Here is an 18009-nt window from a genome sequence, read left to right as displayed (position 1 = left end):
AACGCGTGGCCAACATGCGCCACAAGCTGGCGATGCTCGCCGACGGCACCATCACCCCCGAGGCGCTGAGCGCGCTGGTGCAGCTGCAGGAGCGGGTCGCCGAACAGGTCGCCAAGTCGGCCTCACAACATCTCAGCGCGCTGGAGACCTCCGACCGCGAGGACGCCGTCGGCGACTGGCTGGACGACCACGGCATCGACGGCGGGTGGGACATCGCGCCGACGTTCGTCGAGGGCGGCATCGACACCGATTGGCTGGAGCGGATTTCCGCGGTCAGCCAGGAGCTCGCGTCGACGTCGCTGGAGCAGGCGATCCGATGGATCAACTACACCATCGAGAGCGAACTGCTGATGAACCAGATTCTCGAAGCGAGCAAACGGATTTCGGCGCTGGTCGCCGACGCCAAGCAGTATTCGCAGCTGGATCGGGCCCCGTTCCAGGTGACGAACGTGCACGATCTGCTGCGCAGCACGCTGGTGATGTTCGCCGACCGATTGACCAAGGACGCGGGCAAAGACGCCGGCACCCAGCCCGCCGTCACGGTGGTCAAGGAGTTCGACCAGACTTTGCCCGAAATCCCTTGCTACCCAGGTGATCTCAATCAGGTGTGGACCAACATCATCGACAATGCGATCGCCGCGATGCGCGACACCGGGGGCACGCTGACCATCCGCACCTGCCGGGAAGGCGAGAAGCTGGCCCGCATCGAAATCTGCGACACCGGGCCGGGGATACCCGAGGACGTGCGCGAGCACATCTTCGAGCCGTTCTTCACCACCAAGCCCTTCGGCGAGGGCACCGGGCTGGGTCTGGACCTGGCGTTCAACATCGTGGTGAAGAAGCATCGCGGGGACCTGCGGGTGGAATCGCGGCCCGGCGACACCCGGTTCATCGTGCTGCTGCCGCTGGAGCCGCCCGCCGCCGGCGTCGCCGGTGCCGTTCTCGACGATGCCGATGAGGATGTGGCCGACCCGGAATAGCTTTCACCGGGCGCAGGTTGGGAACACCATGACCGATGCAGCGGGCAAACCCGATCTCGGCCGGTTCGGATCGTTCGGACGCGGCGTCACACCCGAACAGGCCGGGGACATCGAAGCGCTGGGCTACGGCGCCGTCTGGGTCGGCGGTTCACCACCCGCCGAGCTGGCCTGGGTCGAGCCCCTGCTGGAGGCGACCACGACGCTGCAGGTGGGCACCGGCATCGTCAACATCTGGACCGCGGCCGCCAAGCCGGTGGCCGAATCCTTCCACCGCATCGACAAGGCCTACCCCGGCCGCTTCCTGCTGGGCATCGGCGTCGGCCATCCCGAGGCGCACACCGAGTACCGCAAGCCCTACGACGCGCTCACCGATTACCTCAAGCAGCTCGATGACTACGGCGTACCCGCCAACCGCCGGGTGGTGGCGGCGCTGGGCCCGCGCGTGCTCAAGCTGTCCGCCGAACGCTCGGCCGGGGCGCACCCCTACCTGACCACCCCGGAACACACCGCGAAGGCCCGCGAACTCATCGGGCCGTCGGCGTTCCTGGCGCCCGAGCACAAGGCGATCCTGACCACCGACGCCGAGAAGGCGCGCGCGGTCGGACGCAAGGCCCTCGATGTCTATTTCAACCTCGCCAACTACCGAAACAACTGGAAGCGGCTGGGTTTCACCGAGGAGGAGGTCACCCGGCCGGGCAGCGACCGTCTGGTGGACGCGGTGGTGGCGTATGGCACCGTGGACCAGATCGCGGCGCGGCTCTCCGAACACCTCGACGCCGGCGCCGATCACGTCCCCGTGCAGGTTTTGACGAAGGATGAAAACCTGGTCTCGGCGCTGGCCGAACTGGCCGGGCCACTGGGGTTGAAGCAGTCCTGACACGCCGTAGGGGGAGCCAGATGACCGAGGAAGTTTCGCTCAAGCCCGAGCTGGGCCGGTTCGGCGTGTGGTTGCCCACCCGGTCGATCTCCCCCGAATTGGCCGCGGGCATCGAATCGCTGGGCTACGGCGCCGCCTGGATCGGCGGATCACCGGATGCCGATCTGTCCTGGGTCGACCCGGCCCTGGCGGCCACGACGTCGCTGCAGCTGGCCACCGGGATCGTCAACATCTGGTCGGCGCCCGCCCCGGCCGTCGCCGAGTCCTTTCACCGGATCGAATCAGGCCATCCGGGAAGGTTTTTGCTGGGTGTCGGCGTGGGCCACCGGGAGCACACCGGCGAATATGTGAAGCCGTACGACGCCCTGGTCTCCTACCTCGACGAACTCGACGCGGCCCTGGTGCCGACCAGCCGGCGGGTGCTCGCCGCACTCGGGCCGCGGGTGCTGGGCCTCGCCGCGCAGCGCGCCGCGGGTGCGCATCCCTACCTGACCACGCCGGAACACACCGCCAAGGCGCGCGATTTGCTGGGCGGTGCAGTGTATTTGGCGCCCGAACACAAGGTGGTGCTCACCACCGACGCGGAGAAGGCGCGCGCGATCGGGCGTCAGACGGTCGAGCACTACCTGGGCCTGAGCAACTACGTGAACAACTGGCTGCGGCTGGGGTTCACCGAAGCCGACGTGCACAAGCCCGGCAGCGACAGGCTGATCGACGCGGTGGTCGCCTATGGCACCCCGGAGGACATCGCGCGGCGGTTGGGTGAACATCTGGAGGCCGGAGCCGATCACGTGGCGATCCAGGTGCTGGGCGGCCACGACAAAGAAACGCTGCTACCTGCGCTAAGTGAATTGACCGGACCTCTGGGGCTAACTCGCGCAAACTGACCGATCGGCTCCGTTAGGGTTTGGGCATGCGGTTACTGGTCACCGGCGGCGCAGGATTCATCGGCGCCAACTTTGTGCACAGCACGGTCCGCGAACACCCCGAGGACTCCGTGACGGTGCTCGACGCGATGACCTATGCGGGTCGGCGCGAGTCACTGGCCGACGTCGAGGACTCGATAGAGCTGGTGGTCGGTGACATCACCGACGCCGAGCTGGTGTCGCGGCTGGTCGCCGAATCCGATGCGGTGGTGCATTTCGCGGCGGAGAGCCACGTCGACAACGCGCTGGACAGCCCCGAGCCGTTCCTGCACACCAACGTGGTCGGCACCTTCACCATTCTCGAGGCAGTGCGACGTTACGGCGTGCGGCTGCACCACATCTCGACCGACGAGGTCTACGGCGACCTGGAGCTCGACGATCCGCAGCGGTTCACCGAGGCAACGCCCTACAACCCGTCCAGCCCGTATTCGGCGACCAAGGCCGCCGCCGACATGCTGGTGCGCGCCTGGGTGCGCTCGCATGGGGTGCGCGCGACGATCTCGAACTGCTCCAACAATTACGGGCCGTATCAGCACGTCGAGAAATTCATCCCGCGCCAGATCACCAACGTGCTCACCGGCCGGCGGCCCAAGCTGTACGGCGCCGGCGCCAACGTCCGCGACTGGATTCACGTCGACGACCACAACAGCGCGGTCCGGCGCATCCTGGACAAGGGCGAGATCGGACGCACCTACCTGATCAGCTCCGAAGGCGAGCGCGACAACCTGACCGTGCTGCGCACGCTGCTGCAGATGATGGGCCGCGAGCCCGACGATTTCGACCACGTCACCGATCGCGTCGGCCACGATTTGCGTTACGCCATCGACCCGTCGACGCTGTATGACGAATTATGTTGGGCGCCAAAGCATACCGACTTCGAGGAGGGTCTGCGTGCCACCATTGACTGGTATCGCGCAAACGAATCGTGGTGGCGTCCTTTGAAAGACGCCTCGGAAGCCCGCTACGAAGAGCGTGGGCAGTAGCATGGAAGTTCGCGAACTGAAAGTTCCCGGCGCCTGGGAGATCACCCCTAAAGTGCACGGCGACTCGCGCGGCCATTTCTTCGAATGGCTCACCGACAAGGGTTTCCGCTCCTTCGCCGGTCATCGCCTGGACGTCCGGCAGGCCAATTGCTCGGTGTCATCGGCCGGGGTGTTGCGCGGACTGCATTTCGCCCAGGTGCCGCCGAGCCAGGCCAAGTACGTGACCTGCGTTCGCGGTTCGGTGTTCGACGTCGTCGTCGACATCCGGGTGGGTTCGCCGACGTTCGGGCAATGGGATTCGGTGCTGCTCGACGACACCGATCACCGGACGATCTACCTTTCCGAAGGCCTGGGCCATGGCTTCCTGGCGCTGCAAGACAATTCGACGGTGATGTATCTGTGTTCGGCGGAATACAACCCGGAGCGCGAACACACGATCTGCGCAACCGATCCGGCGCTGGGCATCGATTGGCCGCTGGTGGACGGCGCGCCGCCCAACTTGTCCGACCGCGATGCGGCGGCGCCCAGCCTCGAGGAAGTGCGCGCCTCCGGCTTGCTGCCCACCTGGGACGAGACAACGGCATTCATCGACGGTATGCGCGGCTGACGTCGCAAGATCGGCGTAGCCAGACACACTGTTAGCCAGGGCAATTGGCTGGGCAGCCGGTACCGCATCGGCGACATTCACGGATTGCCCGGCGCACTCGTCGGCCCACCACCGCGATGTGCTTTATCCCGCAACACTGTTGGACTCACCGCGTGCAAAAAGGCGCCGGCCGCCCCACCACCTCGTTAGACACGTATAAACTAGCGCTGCGTTTGCGGTCGCCTGATCCGTCGGATAGCGTGAACGGGCCCTTTTCTCTCTTCGAGGGCGCTAAGATTGCGCCGATGATGCCGATGACGCCCGATGCGGGTGGCGGGGGACGCCGATGAAGCTGGGGCAGGTTTTCGATCCGCGAAGCAACGCACTGAACGCATGGCGGTTGGCGCTCGCGGCGGAGGTCATCTTCTGGCACACCTACCCGGTTCGTGGCCATCTGCCCTCGCTGCGGGCCGTTCTGCAGCTCCTGCTCTCCGTGGGGGTGGACGGGTTTTTCGCGATCTCGGGCTTCCTCATCACCGCGAGCTGGCTGAGTAACCCGAAGCTGCGCGCCTACCTCGCCGCCCGGGCCCTGCGCATCCTGCCCGGCTTCTACGTCTGCATGATCGTGACGGCCTTCGTGTTCGCCCCGCTCAGTGTGGCGATCCAGGGCGGTTCGCCGACCAAACTGCTGTTCTCGTTCGCGCCGTTCGAATACGTCCTGAAAAACATCGCGGTCTTGTGGCTCAAGCCCGACGTGGGCGGCACTCCGTTCAACATCCCCAATGCGGGCATCTGGAACGCTTCGCTGTGGTCACTGTTCTGGGAAGTGATGTGCTATCTGGTCGTCGCCGCCATCGGCCTGGCCGGACTGGCCAACCGCCGGTGGGTCTCCCCGGCGATATTGGTGGTGGCCGCCATCGGGGCCTCCATGATGCCCCCGGTCACCTTCCCCGAGGTGTTCAACAAGCCGACCGGCAACGTGGGCGTCGTCATCATCTTCCTGGCCTGCCGGGCCGCGATCATGTTCGCCGCCGGAGCGCTGCTGTATCAGTGGCGCGACGTGATTCCCGCCCGCTGGTCGCTGGTCGCGGTGAGCGTGGTCATCGTGCTGGTGGCCGGCCAGCTGCCCGACTACCGGGTGGTCGCCGCCGTGCCGCTGGCCTACGCCGTCATCGTTTCCGGGTCCCTGTTGCACAACAAGCGATTGAGGTTGCGCACCGACCTGTCCTACGGCATGTACATCTATGCGTATCCGACTCAACAGCTGCTGGCGGTCCTCGGGTTGCTCAGCCTGAATCCGATCGTGTTCTGCCTGACCGTGGCGCTGGCCACCCTGCCGCTGGCCGCGGCGAGCTGGTTCCTGGTGGAAAAGCCGGCGAGGTCGCTCAAGGCGCGACTGAAACGGAGATCTGCCGACTCGCGCGAGCAAGCGGCGATGGCGATGCCGCCGGAGGTCCCCGGTGCCGCCTAGCCACGATCGCGGGCCCGTACGATGGCGCCGGTGACGAGTGGTGTGCAGGGGGCGGAGGCTGGATGAAACTAGGGCAGGTATTCGATCCGCGAAGAAACGCGCTCAACGCACTTCGGTTGGCGCTGGCGGCCGAGGTGATGCTCTTCCACTCGTGGCCTATCACCGGCCATATGCCCCCGAAGGCGACCCTGCAGCTTTTCTTCTCGGTAGGTGTCGACGGATTCTTCGCGATCTCGGGCTTCCTCATCACCCGGAGCTGGCTCACCGACCCACGACTGCGCGACTATCTCACCGCCCGCGCGCTGCGCATCCTGCCCGGTTTCTACATCTGCCTGCTCGTGACCGCATTCGTCTTCGCCCCGCTCAGCATGGTGATCCAAGGCGGTTCGGCCACCAAGCTGCTCGCGTCCACCGCACCGCTGGTGTACGTCGTGAAAAACAGTGCGATCGCTTATCTGCAGCCCACCATCGACGGCACGCTGCACGGCGTGCCGGGTGGACCCGCCTGGAACGGCTCCATGTGGTCGTTGATCTGGGAACTGTTGTGCTACCTCTTCGTTGCCGCGATCGGTGTGGCGGGACTGGCTAATCGCCGCTGGATATCCCCCGCGGTTCTGGTGGTGGCAACGCTGGCGGCGTTGGTCGTGCCGCCCCTGACCTTCCCCGGGGTTTGGACCATTCCGCAGCTTGCGGTGCGCTCGGCCATCATGTTCGCTGCCGGAGCCGTCATGTACCAGTGGCGCGACGTCATCCCGGCCCGATGGTCGCTCGTCGCCGTCTGCATCGTCATCGTGGCGGCGGCCGCGGTGCTGCCCGATTACCGGGTGGTCGGCGCGCTTCCGCTGGCCTACGCCGTCATCGTGTCGGGCTCGCTACTGAAGAGCGAACGGTTGAGGCTGCGCACCGATCTGTCCTACGGCGTCTACATCTACGCGTTCCCGGCCCAGCAATTGCTGGCCGTCAGTGGGCTTGCGACGCGCCTGCACCCGGTGCTGTTCTTTCTCGTGGCGGTGGCGACCACCCTGCCGCTTGCCGCGGTGAGCTGGTTCCTCATCGAGAAACCCTCGATGTCCCTCAAGCGCCGGCTTCGGATCAAGTGGTCGGCTCCCGTCGCGTCCAGCTCCGACGTACCCGGACCTGTCAGCACCGCCGACGCCCGGGCCGACCAGCCGGCTCCGGAGGCCCCGGGCACCGCCTAGCGCCTTTCCGATTCAGCAGTTGCTCACCATTTGCGGGCTCACCTGGCTGCATCCGAACGTGTTCTCGATCGTCGCGACGGCAGCCACGCTGCCGCCCGGGAAGAAACCGGCGTGAGGGCGTCCGAGGGCGACGTCGACGATCCCGGCGTCGCCGCCGGTGTCACCTGATTTCGCGGTCACTCAAACGAAAGTGGTCTGGTTCCTTCGAAGCCGAAAGCGTGCACCAAGCCCCCACAGCACAACGGTGGCCACCTCGGCCGCCACGCTGACGGCCGCGTACGGTGCCGGTTCCCAGCCCCGTTCTAAGAAGCCGGACAGGCCGACGGTGCGCGACAACACGAACGCGACCAGGGAGCCGGCCGCCACCGCGGCACCGGCCCAGCGCAGCCACGCGGGACCGCCGACGAGGATCAGTAGCGCGATCGCGAACGAAAGGCTGGCCTGGGCCATGAATGCGGGACCGATATCCGGAATATGTTGGTAGCCATGCACATAGAGGTAGGCGTGGCTGGCGGCGCTGATGATCAACGAGGCGGCCAGGCCTAGCCGGACCGAGATGCTCGTCAAAGTCATTGCAGTGCGGTCTCCTTCAAGGCCAGGGCGGCCTCTCCCTTGGTGTAGCTGACCTCGCGGATGCCCAGCGCATCGCGCAGCCTGCCGGCCGGCAGCGTGACCGGCTTGGGCGCGGGACCGTCACCCGGTCGCGGCAGCGGGTACGCGGTGGTGGTTCCGCTGTAGAACGTGACGTTGTCCTCGGTCTTGGAGAACAGTTGGTGGACGTGGCCGTTGAGGCATGTGACCGAGGAGAACCGCCTTAGATAGCTCAGCGCCTGGGTGGCGTCGTCGGTGCCCCAGCCCCATTGCGGGTACATCGCGAACAGCGGGATGTGGCTGAACACGATGATGGGGGTATCGCTGGAAAGACGCGCGACATCCTTCTTGACGAACTCCAGCTGGTCGGCGCCCAGATGACCGAGCTTGCGCAGGTTCAACGTGTTGACCAACGCGATCAGGTGCACGCCGGCGATGTCCAGGCTGTACCACCCGTCGCCAACGGACCCGGCGCCGAACGTGTTTCGGTACTTTTGACCCGCGTCGTCGATCGAGTCGTGCTCCCCCGGCACGGTGAACACATGCGGAGTCTTGAGCCCGGTCATCATCTGCTTCACCTGGTCGAACTGCTCCGGGCTGGACAGGTGGGTGAGGTCTCCGGTGTGGATGACGAAATCCGGTGTGTACCCGAGGTTGTTGACCTGATCGATCGCGTGGCGAAACGTTCCGGCGACGTCCGGGTTGGGCGCCCCGGTGAAACCGATATGGCTGTCGCTGATCTGGGCGAACCGCAGGGCGGGCCGGCCCGCCGCGTGCTGCGCCTTCGCCTGGCCCGCGACATGCGAGATGACCTCGCCGCCGGTCACGGCGAATCCGACCGCCGCTCCGAACCATGCGGTGTGCCGGATGAGCTGGCGGCGGGTCATGGCGTTCGCCTCGGCACTCATCACGTCACCACCACGGTGCCACGCATCATCGGGTGGATCGAGCAGACGTAGTCGAAAGTCCCTGCGGTGGGGAAGGTGTGGGTGAATGTGGCTCCGGTTCCCATCCCGGGTGAGTGAAACGAGCCGTCGCTGGCGGCCACCGTGTGGGGTTCTTCGTCGCGGTTGGTCCACGTGACCGTGGTCCCGGCGGGCACGGTCAGGGTCACCGGCGCGAACGCGAAACCGTCGATGGTGACCTGGTCGCCGCGCACCGGCGCCGCCGGCGCGGTAATCGACACTCCGGTAGTGGGCGCGGCGGTGGTCGCCACCGGCCGTGACTGGGAGCAACCGGCCAACAGCAGCACACCCACGGCCGCCACGGTCGCCGGCTGCCTTCGAAGCAGGGGTATATCCATGCCCAGAGATAGGGCGGTGGGTTACACCACTCAGGCCGGCTGCTCGGTACGCGGCGGTGCGAATACCTCGATGACCCCGTTGACCTCACGAACCATCAATGCGGGCAATGGCTTTGGCGCGATCGGCAGCTGGTGGGTGAGCACCTGTCCGCTGGGCGAGAACGACGTGGTGTGGCAGGGGCAGCGCAGCGTGTCGTCGGGTGCGTCGAACCACAGCTTGCAGCCCTGATGGGTGCACACCCCGGAGATCGCCTGGATCTTGCCGTCGACGCGGCGGACGAATCCGGTGACCGAGCCGAGGTCGAAGGCGCGCGTCGCGCCGTCGGGCACGTCCGAGCCGGCCGCGACGCGCTGCCAACTGCCCTCGTTGGGCGCGAGTTGCCCGGCGGCAACCTCGGGGGCCCGACCGTCGCCGGTTCGTCCCGCGATCAGCGTGCGATCGACGGACACCGCGGCGACCGCGGCGGTGGCGGCGGCCGACGTGCCGACGATGACCTGACGGCGCGTGCTGCCGCGCGCCTGCGGCGGTTCCGTTGGCGCGCCGGACATCTGCTCGCCGATACGCCGGTGCAGGTCGGTGACGAATTCCTGGCGCGGCGCGTCACCACCGTCGCGGGCGGCGCGCAGCTCGATGGCCGTGCGCAGTTGCGCCGCCTCGAACTCGTCGGGCGCGAACGGCCTGGGCCGGCGCCCCCGCAGCAGATCGTCGACATAGCGTCGCAGCCCTCGCGCATTCATGGCTGGCCCCCATCGTTGACCTGCGCCGCCAGCCGCAGGGCGCGGTGCTGGAGCACTTTGGCATTGACCACGCTGATCCCGAGTTCCGCGGCTGACTCCTTGATCGAATTGCCCTGCAGGAAGCGCGATTCCAGGATCTGGCGGTAGCGGTCCGGCAGGTTGTCCAGAACCCGGGCAACACGCTGCGGCGCGGTGCTAATCGCGTCCTGGCTCTCGGCTGGTTGTTCGATGTCCTCGATCGAGGTTATCTCCCGGCCCAGCGTCTCGCGCCAGTGCGCGGCCAGCACCGTCCTGGCAGTCGCCCGCAGGTACGCGCGCACCTCGGCGACGCTCGCGGTCAGCCGCAGCGGCCGCAGCGCGGCGAGGAAGACCTCGGCGGTGAGGTCTTCGGCGTCGGTCTGATTGCCGACGCGCGCGAACAGCGTGCGGTACACCCAGGTCACATTGTCGGAGTAGACGGCTTCCCAGTTCGGGTAGCCGGCATCATCGCCACTGTCGGGCACCGCGCGCAGGGGTCGCGGGCCGACGGGTTCGTTTCTTGCCGCCACATGCCTCCTTCACCCGATGAATATCGACTCGGGTTACACGGGTCAGGGCGCCGCGAGTGCGGCTTCGGCGGCCATCAGCCGGTCGAGCTTGGTCGCGGTGGCGGAGAAGACGGACTTGGCGATGCCCAGGATCCGCATCCGCACCCGGGGCTTCGCCGACGCCGACGGCAACAGGTGTCCGATCAGATGGCCGAACAGGTCCAGGCGCGCCGCGGACAACCAGGACATCAACTCCGGGTCATCGAACCAACGCAGCTGGTTGCTGTAGTCGGCCAGCGCCAGCCGCAACCAGTCGACGTCGGTGTCCGGATGCGGCAGGGGCACACACAGCTCGTTTTTCACGGCGTCGTCACAATAGGCGGCTTCGACGTGCGCGATCAGCGCGGAACTGAAGATCTGCTGGCAGCCGCGCACGCTCTGCAGGGTGATGCGCCCGGGACCGAAAATGGTTGTAGCGGGCCGCTTTTCGGCGCCATCCGCGGTGCAATCGATGAACAGCTCGTCGCCGCCGAGCGCGACGGCACCGCCGTCCAGGACCATCCTGCCCGGCTCGATGGCCAGCAGGTGGCCCAGGCGCACCACGTCGGTGATGCGGCGCAACTGCTCGAGTTCGAGCCGGGTGACCGTCGCGCAGCGGTACATGGCGGGCCGGACCGCGGGGTCGATCCGCAACAGCACGCCGGCATCCTCGAGACGCGTGAACAGATCGTGCACCGTGGCCGCGTCGTTGATCGCGCGCAGCTGTGCGGTGAAGCTGGCCTTGATCTTGTCGGCGAACAACGCGCCGGGCTGCATCGTTTCGCGGTCCAGCAGCCAGGAGTCGCGGGGCATGATCCAGGTCAGCCGGTCCGGCCCGACACCGTGACCCAGCAGCCACAGGCAGGTGTCGATGCCGGTCTTGCCGGCCCCGACGATCACGTAGCGCTCGTGCGCGCCGCACCGGGGCAGGTCGTTGGGCGGCACGCATCGGATGCCTTCGGCGACTTCGTAGGGCGGGCGCCGCATGGCCGGAACGGTGACCCGCATGTAAGTGGCGTCGACGACGCGGCCCGTCACGCGGACGGTGTGGTCGGCGCCGGCCAGCGTGCGAAACCGGCCTTCACCACAGCTTTGGCCGAGGTATTCGCTCATCGGGAAATAGCCGACCCGGCCGGTCGGCAACCACTCCCGGCGCATGATGCCCGCGTAGTACGCGCAGATCTCGCCGGCGGTCGCCAGTTCGTAAAGGCCGCGGTTCCAACCCACTTGGTCGATAGTGTCGCGGCCCAGCCGTGACGAGTTGACGCCGTAGAACGCCGAGGGCTGATGCAGCCGCACAAACGGGTAGGCCATGGTCCAGTGCCCACCGGGCGCATGGTGGCGATCCACCACCACCACGCGGGCCTCCGTCTCGGCGACCAGCGTGTCGATGAACGCCATGCCCATGGCGCCCGCGCCGACTACCAGGTAGTCGGCCTCGATGGTGTGCATACAGCTGTCAGGCTAGCCCCGCACCCACCTTGCCAAGGGTCGAACAGGGTTACTAGGATATGCAAGTATCCGCTTTACGCCCGTCAACCACACTCGAGGGCCCCATGACCACACAGATTCCGCACTTCATCGATGGGCAGCGCACCGCCGGCCAGTCCGGCCGCAGCGCTGACGTCTTCGACCCCAGCACCGGGGGTGTTCAGGCGACGGTGCCCATGGCCGGCCAGGCCGACATCGATGCCGCGGTGGCATCAGCCGTCGAGGCCCAAAAGGGTTGGGCCGCAACAAATCCGCAGCGACGCGCGCGGGTGATGATGCGCTTCATCGAGCTGGTCAACAAACACAACGACGAGCTGGCCGAGCTGCTGTCGCGCGAGCACGGCAAGACACTGGCCGACGCCAAGGGTGACATCCAGCGCGGCATCGAGGTCATCGAGTTCTGCATCGGCATCCCGCACCTGCTCAAGGGCGAATACAGCGAGGGCGCCGGCCCGGGCATCGACGTCTACTCGCTGCGCCAGCCGCTGGGCGTCGTCGCCGGCATCACCCCGTTCAACTTCCCGGCGATGATCCCGCTGTGGAAGGCCGGCCCGGCGCTGGCCTGCGGTAACGCGTTCGTGCTCAAGCCCAGCGAGCGGGACCCGTCGGTGCCGGTGCGGCTGGCCGAGCTCTTCTTGGAGGCGGGGCTGCCGCCGGGCGTGTTCCAGGTCGTGCACGGCGACAAGGAGGCCGTCGACGCCATCCTGAACCACCCCGACATCCAGGCGGTCGGGTTCGTCGGCAGCTCCGACATCGCCCAGTACATCTACGCCGGGGCCGCGGCCACCGGCAAGCGCTCGCAGTGCTTCGGCGGCGCCAAGAACCACATGATCGTGATGCCCGACGCCGACCTGGACCAGGCCGTCGACGCCCTGATCGGCGCCGGGTACGGCAGCGCCGGCGAGCGCTGCATGGCGATCAGCGTGGCGGTCCCGGTCGGTGACCAGACCGCCGACCGGCTGCGCGCCCGGCTCATCGAACGGATCAACAACCTGCGCGTGGGCCACAGCCTGGACCCCAAGGCCGACTACGGTCCGCTGGTGACCGACGCCGCCGTGGCGCGGGTGCGCGACTACATCGCCCAGGGGGTGGACGCGGGAGCCGAGTTGGTCATCGACGGCCGCGAACGGGCCAGCGACGACCTGGCTTTCGGTGACGCCAACCTCGAAGGCGGCTTCTTCATCGGCCCCACCTTGTTCGACCACGTCACCCCGGACATGTCGATCTACACCGACGAGATCTTCGGGCCGGTGTTGTGCATCGTGCGCGCGCACGATTACGAGGAGGCGCTGCGACTGCCGTCCGAACACGAATACGGCAACGGCGTCGCGGTATTCACCCGCGACGGCGACGCGGCCCGCGACTTCGTCTCCCGCGTGCAGGTCGGCATGGTCGGTGTCAACGTGCCGATCCCGGTGCCGGTGGCCTACCACACCTTCGGCGGCTGGAAGCGGTCCGGGTTCGGCGACCTCAACCAGCACGGCCCGTCGTCGATCATGTTCTACACAAAGACCAAGACCGTGACGTCCCGCTGGCCGTCCGGCATCAAGGATGGCGCCGAATTCGTCATTCCCACAATGGATTAGGTGCGCTGCTTTATGGCTTCATTTACCCTCAACGAGGACGAACGGGTGATCACCGAGACCGCCGCCGCGTTCGCCGCCAAGCGCCTCGCCCCGTTCGCCCTGGAATGGGATGCGGCCAAACATTTCCCGGTCGACGTGCTGCGCGAATCGGCCGAGCTCGGCATGGCGGCGATCTACTGCCGCGAGGACGTCGGCGGCAGCGGACTGCGCCGGCTCGACGGTGTCCGCATCTTCGAGCAGCTGGCCATCGCCGACCCCACCACCGCCGCGTTCCTGTCCATTCACAACATGTGCGCGTGGATGATCGACACCTTCGGCACCGCCGAGCAGCGCAAGGACTGGGTCCCGCGGCTGGCGTCGATGGACGTCATCGCCAGCTACTGCCTCACCGAGCCGGGCGCCGGGTCCGACGCCAGCGCGCTGAGCACCCGCGCGGTCAGGCAGGGCCCCGAAAAAAATGCAGACTACGTGCTGGACGGCGTCAAGCAGTTCATCTCCGGCGCGGGCGCCTCGGACGTCTACGTGGTGATGGCCAGGACGGGTAGCGAGGGACCGCGCGGCATCTCGGCCTTCGTGGTCGAAAAGGGCGCCGCGGGGCTGAGTTTCGGCTCGCTCGAGGAGAAGATGGGCTGGCACGCCCAACCCACCGCGCAGGTGATCCTGGAGGGGGTCCGGGTGCCGGCCGACGCGATGCTGGGCGGCGCCGACGGCGAGGGCACCGGATTCGGCATCGCGATGAACGGGCTCAACGGCGGTCGGCTCAACATCGCCGCGTGCTCACTCGGCGGCGCCCAGGCCGCCGCGGACAAGGCCGGTGCCTATGTTCGCGATCGCCAGGCTTTCGGATCGTCCCTGCTCGACGAGCCGACCATCCGGTTCACCCTGGCCGACATGGCCACCGGCCTCGAAACATCGCGAATGATGTTGTGGCGGGCGGCCAACGCGCTCGACGCTGACGATCCCGACAAGGTCGAGTTGTGTGCGATGGCCAAGCGCTACGTCACCGACACCTGCTTCGAGGTCGCCGACAAAGCCCTGCAGCTGCACGGTGGCTACGGCTACCTGCGCGAGTATGGTCTGGAAAAGATCGTCCGCGACCTGCGGGTGCACCGAATCCTGGAAGGCACCAACGAAATCATGCGGGTGGTCATCGGCCGGGCCGAAGCCGCACGGGTCCGCGCTACCGCATAGACAACTACATAGAAAGGTCTCCAGATGACCGAGCACCTGACGGTGGCCTTCCTGGGCCTGGGCCACATGGGCGGGCCCATGGCGACCAATCTCGTTGCGGCCCAACATGCGGTGCGCGGATTCGATCCCGTACCCGCGGCGCTGTCCGCGGCGGCCGAGGCCGGCGTCACCGGATTCGACAGCGCCACCGACGCGGTGGCCGGGTCGGACGTGGTGATCACCATGCTGCCCAACGGGGACCTGGTCAAGCGCTGCTACGAGGAGATCCTGCCCGCCGCGCGGCCCGGCGCGCTGTTCATCGACAGCTCCACGATCTCGGTCAACGATGCCCGCGACGTGCACGCGCTGGCCGAATCGAGCGGCGTCGCGCAGCTGGATGCCCCCGTTTCGGGCGGGGTGAAGGGCGCGGTCGCCGGGACGCTGGCGTTCATGGTGGGCGGCGACGAGGAGGCCCTGCTACGGGCGCGGCCGGTACTGGAACCCATGGCGGGCAAGATCATTCACTGCGGCGCGGCCGGAGCCGGACAGGCCGCCAAGGTGTGCAACAACATGGTGCTGGCGGTGCAGCAGATCGCGATCGGCGAGGCGTTCATCCTGGCCGAGAAGCTCGGGTTGTCCGCCCAGTCCCTGTTCGACGTCATCACCGGGGCGACCGGCAACTGCTGGGCGGTGCACACCAACTGCCCTGTGCCGGGCCCGGTCCCGACGTCCCCGGCCAACAACGACTTCAAACCCGGATTTGCCACCGCGCTGATGAACAAGGACCTCGGCCTGGCGATGGACGCGGTGTCCTCCAGTGGTGCTGCGGCGCCGCTGGGTACACACGCCGCCGAGATCTACGCGGAATTCGCGGCCGAGCACGCCGACAAGGACTTCAGCGCCGTGATCGAGATGCTGCGCGGCAGCTGATGCCCTGTTTTCAGAAGTCGCCGGCGTTCCGCCGCAACGTCTCGATCGTCGACGCCAGGTCCTGCGATTCGGCGTCGGTCATCCCGATGTCGGCGAAGACCTGCTTGTTGAGGGTGACGGTGGCGTCCTCGACCGTGGAGCGGCCCAGCTCGGTGATCTGCACCAGCGTGGTGCGCCCGTCGGTGGGGTGCGGCACCCGCTGCACCAGCCCGTCGGCCTCCAGCCGCCGGATCGCGTGGGTCACGCTGGTGACGTGGACCTGCAACCGGTCGGAGGCCTTGGTGATGGGCAGCGCCCCGGTCCGGCTGAAGGCCAGCAGCCGCAACAATTCGTATCGCGAGAAGCTCAGGTCGTAGGGGCGCAGCGCCGTCTCGACGCGGGCCAGCAGGATCTGGTGCGCGCGCATCACCGAGGTCACCGCCACCATGCCCGGTGCCACGTCGCCCCACCCGGCTCGCTCCCAATTGGCGCGCGCCGCCGCGATCGGATCACGCTTCTCGGGTTGTGATTGCGCCACGCCCCTTCTTACCGCACTTGGCGCCCGAGCGTGGCCTTTCCCAACGCCGACAGCACCGCCGTCGTCGACGCGCGCCCGCCCACGGTGATCCGCGCGCCACCGTCCGCGTAATACCGCACCCGCGGCCCGCTGTCGCCGAAAACCTCACGCCAGGGCCGGGACTGCCACCCGCTGGACGGCAGATACGTGAAATTCGCGTGGGCGTCGGTGGTGTAGATCCCCATCGCGCTCAGGTGCATCCGGAGATAGCGGCGTTCGGCGGTGATCAGCCGAATCCGCCGCAGCAGTTCGCCTTCGGCGCCATAGGATGCCGCGACGGCAAGCAGGCTGGTGATCGCGATGCCGAACGGCAGCTGCTGGGACCACAGCGTCGCGGCCAGGTCGCGCGCGGCCACCGCGTACCCGATCCGCAGCCCTGCCAGGCCGTAGGCTTTGGAGAAGGTGCGCACCACCACCACATTGGGAAATCGCGCGACCAATGCCGCCACGTCGAAACGGTGCTCGGCGGCGGCGAACTCGATGTAGGCCTCGTCGAGCAGCACGACGGTGTCGCGCGGCACCCGGCGGAGAAACCGGAGGACAGCGGCCGTGGGCTCCAGGGTGCCGGTCGGGTTGTGCGGCCGGCACACCACCACCACGCGGGCCTGCGCGGCCGCGTCGGCCAGTGCGTCGAGGTCGTTGTGGCCGCTTTCGTCCAGCGGAACGAGCGACGGATTCAGCCGCGCCATCTGCGCGACGATCGGATAACCGTCGAACGTCGGCGAGGCCATCGCCATCGTGTCCCCCGGTGCGGTCAATGCCTGCAGGGCCTGCAACACGACCCCCGTCGCCCCGGCGCCCAGCACCACCCGGTCGGCGGGCACACCGATATGCGCGGCGATCACCTGCCGCAACCGCTCCGGCAGGAACTCCGGATACCGGTTCACCGCGCAGACCGACCGAATCAACGCCGAACGCACCGCCGGCAGCGGCGGAAAGGGATTCTCGTTGAGCGACAAGGCGAACGGATCCACCGCGTTGGGCAGGGCATCGCAGATCTCGCCGGACATCAACGGTGGAGCGGGTTGCATCAGCCTCGCCCGCCCCAGCGCACCGCGGCGGCGCCGGCGAAGTCACCGGCGTGCGCGAACGCCGCCATCATGACCACCTGCCCGGCCTCGAGCTGGCCGTCGGATATCGCCCGGTCCAGGTTGACCGGGATCCCGGCGCCGAACAGGTTGCCGCACTCATCAAAAGTGTCGCGATGACGGTGCGCGGGCAATTCGAGCGCGTCACGCCAGTTGCGCAGAAAGGCCCGGTTCGGCTGGTTGGTGACCAGCAGGTCGATGTCTTTGGCGGCCAGCCCGATTCGATCGCACACCGCCAGCGCCACCTCGGGAACCTGCCGGTTGCCGCGGGCCAGCACCTTGGTGATCTTGCTTTCGGTGAACCCGATGCTGCCCTCGCCGGTACCGGCCTGCCACCACTTGCGTGGCGGGTCGTAGGAAAGCGTCATCTCGCCCGCGTACTCGCCGAAGGTGCGGCACTCGACATCCAGGATGGGCGACTGCTCGCCAACCGTGACCAGGCCCACCGCGGCGCCGTCGCCGGGCACCGCCGACTGCGCCTTTCGGCGAATCGTCGGTTGATCGAAGAATTGGCCGGCCGCATTCTGCGCGATCGCGATGAGCGCGGTGCGTCCCTCACCGGCCGCCAGCAGCTTGCGGGCCACGTTGAGCGCCAACACAAATGCCGCGCAGCCGCCGTTGTTCAGGTCGAGCACCCAGGACGGCCGCATGCCCAGCCGGTGCGCGATGCCACCGCCTTGGCCGTAGAACGCCATGTCGGGTACCTGGGTGTGGGTGATCAGCACGTCGGCGCCCTCGACCACGTCATGGCCGTGCCGCTCGATCAGGCCCCGGGCCGCGCGTTCGATCATGTCGATGGAACTCTCGTCCGCGGCGACGTGGTGGCGAAACTTCGGGGCGCGAAACATCACGTTGTCACGCAGGTCGTCGGATTCGGCGAATTGCGCGTAGTAGTCGGCCGGGATCGGCTCACCCGGCAGATACGTGGTGACGTCGATCAGGCTGACGCTCGGCTTACCCATGCCGCA

At 67.4% G+C, this 18009-nt stretch carries 20 protein-coding genes; 10 read left to right on the top strand and 10 right to left on the bottom strand.

Going from position 1 to position 18009, the window contains the following annotated elements; all coding sequences use genetic code 11:
- The 7 genes from A5708_RS22385 to A5708_RS22355 form a co-directional block, all read left to right on the top strand.
- Positions 1-980: sensor histidine kinase (locus A5708_RS22385; protein ID WP_196772717.1), on the top strand; the 980-nt coding region annotated here is incomplete at its 5' end.
- A 28-nt stretch (positions 981-1008) separates the two neighbouring features.
- On the top strand, positions 1009-1857 hold the full coding sequence (locus A5708_RS22380) for an LLM class F420-dependent oxidoreductase (RefSeq protein WP_065030723.1): 849 nt from the start codon (positions 1009-1011) through the stop codon (positions 1855-1857).
- 20 nt (positions 1858-1877) lie between these two features.
- Positions 1878-2744: an LLM class F420-dependent oxidoreductase gene (locus A5708_RS22375; RefSeq protein ID WP_065030720.1), complete on the top strand. Its 867-nt coding sequence runs from the start codon at positions 1878-1880 to the stop codon at positions 2742-2744.
- Between the two features lie 26 nt (positions 2745-2770).
- Entirely contained in the window at positions 2771-3766 is a 996-nt protein-coding gene (gene rfbB / locus A5708_RS22370) for a dTDP-glucose 4,6-dehydratase (protein ID WP_065030719.1), read from the top strand.
- A gap of 1 nt (position 3767) precedes the next feature.
- The gene (gene rfbC / locus A5708_RS22365) at positions 3768-4373 is read left to right on the top strand and encodes a dTDP-4-dehydrorhamnose 3,5-epimerase (RefSeq protein WP_065030718.1); all 606 of its coding nucleotides are present in this window, start codon (positions 3768-3770) and stop codon (positions 4371-4373) included.
- A gap of 325 nt (positions 4374-4698) precedes the next feature.
- On the top strand, positions 4699-5823 hold the full coding sequence (locus A5708_RS22360; protein ID WP_065030717.1) for an acyltransferase family protein: 1125 nt from the start codon (positions 4699-4701) through the stop codon (positions 5821-5823).
- A 62-nt stretch (positions 5824-5885) separates the two neighbouring features.
- Positions 5886-7022 (top strand): acyltransferase family protein, encoded by a 1137-nt coding sequence (locus A5708_RS22355; RefSeq protein ID WP_065030716.1) that lies wholly within the window; start codon positions 5886-5888, stop codon positions 7020-7022.
- Positions 7023-7034: 12 nt separating this feature from the next.
- On the opposite strand, the gene A5708_RS27020 is transcribed toward A5708_RS22355, so the two are convergent.
- Genes A5708_RS27020 through A5708_RS22325 form a run of 7 tightly spaced genes read right to left on the bottom strand, consistent with a single transcriptional unit; the run spans position 7035 to position 11672 of the window.
- Positions 7035-7202 carry a hypothetical protein gene (locus tag A5708_RS27020; RefSeq protein WP_155766137.1) on the bottom strand — a complete coding sequence of 56 codons (168 nt, stop codon included), beginning with the start codon at positions 7200-7202 and terminating at the stop codon, positions 7035-7037.
- A complete protein-coding gene (locus A5708_RS22350) occupies positions 7203-7595 on the bottom strand; it encodes a hypothetical protein (RefSeq protein ID WP_065030715.1) in 393 nt (130 codons plus the stop codon).
- Complete coding sequence (locus tag A5708_RS22345) at positions 7592-8521, bottom strand: metallophosphoesterase family protein (RefSeq protein WP_065030722.1); 930 nt, start codon at positions 8519-8521, stop codon at positions 7592-7594. The genes A5708_RS22350 and A5708_RS22345 overlap by 4 nt, the downstream gene beginning before the upstream one ends.
- The gene (locus A5708_RS22340; RefSeq protein ID WP_065030714.1) at positions 8521-8916 is read right to left on the bottom strand and encodes a cupredoxin domain-containing protein; all 396 of its coding nucleotides are present in this window, start codon (positions 8914-8916) and stop codon (positions 8521-8523) included. Before A5708_RS22340 ends, A5708_RS22345 begins: the two co-directional genes overlap by 1 nt.
- Positions 8917-8946: 30 nt before the next feature.
- On the bottom strand, positions 8947-9654 hold the full coding sequence (locus A5708_RS22335) for a Rieske (2Fe-2S) protein (protein WP_065030713.1): 708 nt from the start codon (positions 9652-9654) through the stop codon (positions 8947-8949).
- A complete protein-coding gene (locus A5708_RS22330; RefSeq protein ID WP_065030712.1) occupies positions 9651-10202 on the bottom strand; it encodes an RNA polymerase sigma factor in 552 nt (183 codons plus the stop codon). The genes A5708_RS22335 and A5708_RS22330 overlap by 4 nt, the downstream gene beginning before the upstream one ends.
- A 42-nt stretch (positions 10203-10244) precedes the next feature.
- A complete protein-coding gene (locus A5708_RS22325; RefSeq protein ID WP_065030711.1) occupies positions 10245-11672 on the bottom strand; it encodes an NAD(P)-binding protein in 1428 nt (475 codons plus the stop codon).
- A 104-nt stretch (positions 11673-11776) separates the two neighbouring features.
- On the opposite strand from A5708_RS22325, the gene A5708_RS22320 reads away from it, so the two are divergent.
- The 3 genes from A5708_RS22320 to mmsB are packed head-to-tail and all read left to right on the top strand — an operon-like array spanning position 11777 to position 15397.
- Positions 11777-13297, top strand: coding sequence for a CoA-acylating methylmalonate-semialdehyde dehydrogenase (locus tag A5708_RS22320; protein WP_065030710.1), 1521 nt, complete (start codon positions 11777-11779; stop codon positions 13295-13297).
- A gap of 12 nt (positions 13298-13309) precedes the next feature.
- On the top strand, positions 13310-14488 hold the full coding sequence (locus tag A5708_RS22315; protein ID WP_065030709.1) for an acyl-CoA dehydrogenase family protein: 1179 nt from the start codon (positions 13310-13312) through the stop codon (positions 14486-14488).
- Between the two features lie 24 nt (positions 14489-14512).
- Positions 14513-15397: a 3-hydroxyisobutyrate dehydrogenase gene (gene mmsB, locus A5708_RS22310; RefSeq protein ID WP_065030708.1), complete on the top strand. Its 885-nt coding sequence runs from the start codon at positions 14513-14515 to the stop codon at positions 15395-15397.
- A gap of 10 nt (positions 15398-15407) precedes the next feature.
- Here mmsB and A5708_RS22305 read toward each other — a convergent pair whose 3' ends face one another.
- The 3 genes from A5708_RS22305 to A5708_RS22295 are packed head-to-tail and all read right to left on the bottom strand — an operon-like array spanning position 15408 to position 18003.
- The gene (locus tag A5708_RS22305; RefSeq protein WP_065030707.1) at positions 15408-15914 is read right to left on the bottom strand and encodes a MarR family transcriptional regulator; all 507 of its coding nucleotides are present in this window, start codon (positions 15912-15914) and stop codon (positions 15408-15410) included.
- Positions 15915-15922: 8 nt separating this feature from the next.
- The gene (locus A5708_RS22300; protein WP_065030706.1) at positions 15923-16984 is read right to left on the bottom strand and encodes a pyridoxal phosphate-dependent aminotransferase; all 1062 of its coding nucleotides are present in this window, start codon (positions 16982-16984) and stop codon (positions 15923-15925) included.
- Entirely contained in the window at positions 16984-18003 is a 1020-nt protein-coding gene (locus A5708_RS22295) for a 3-oxoacyl-ACP synthase III family protein (protein WP_065030705.1), read from the bottom strand. The genes A5708_RS22300 and A5708_RS22295 overlap by 1 nt, the downstream gene beginning before the upstream one ends.
- Positions 18004-18009 lie beyond the last annotated feature (6 nt).

This window comes from Mycobacterium colombiense (assembly GCF_001672755.1).
In the GTDB taxonomy this organism is placed as follows: domain Bacteria; phylum Actinomycetota; class Actinomycetes; order Mycobacteriales; family Mycobacteriaceae; genus Mycobacterium; species Mycobacterium colombiense_C.
Note: the sequence above shows the minus strand (reverse complement) of the source record. Positions and strands in the feature narration are given on the sequence as shown.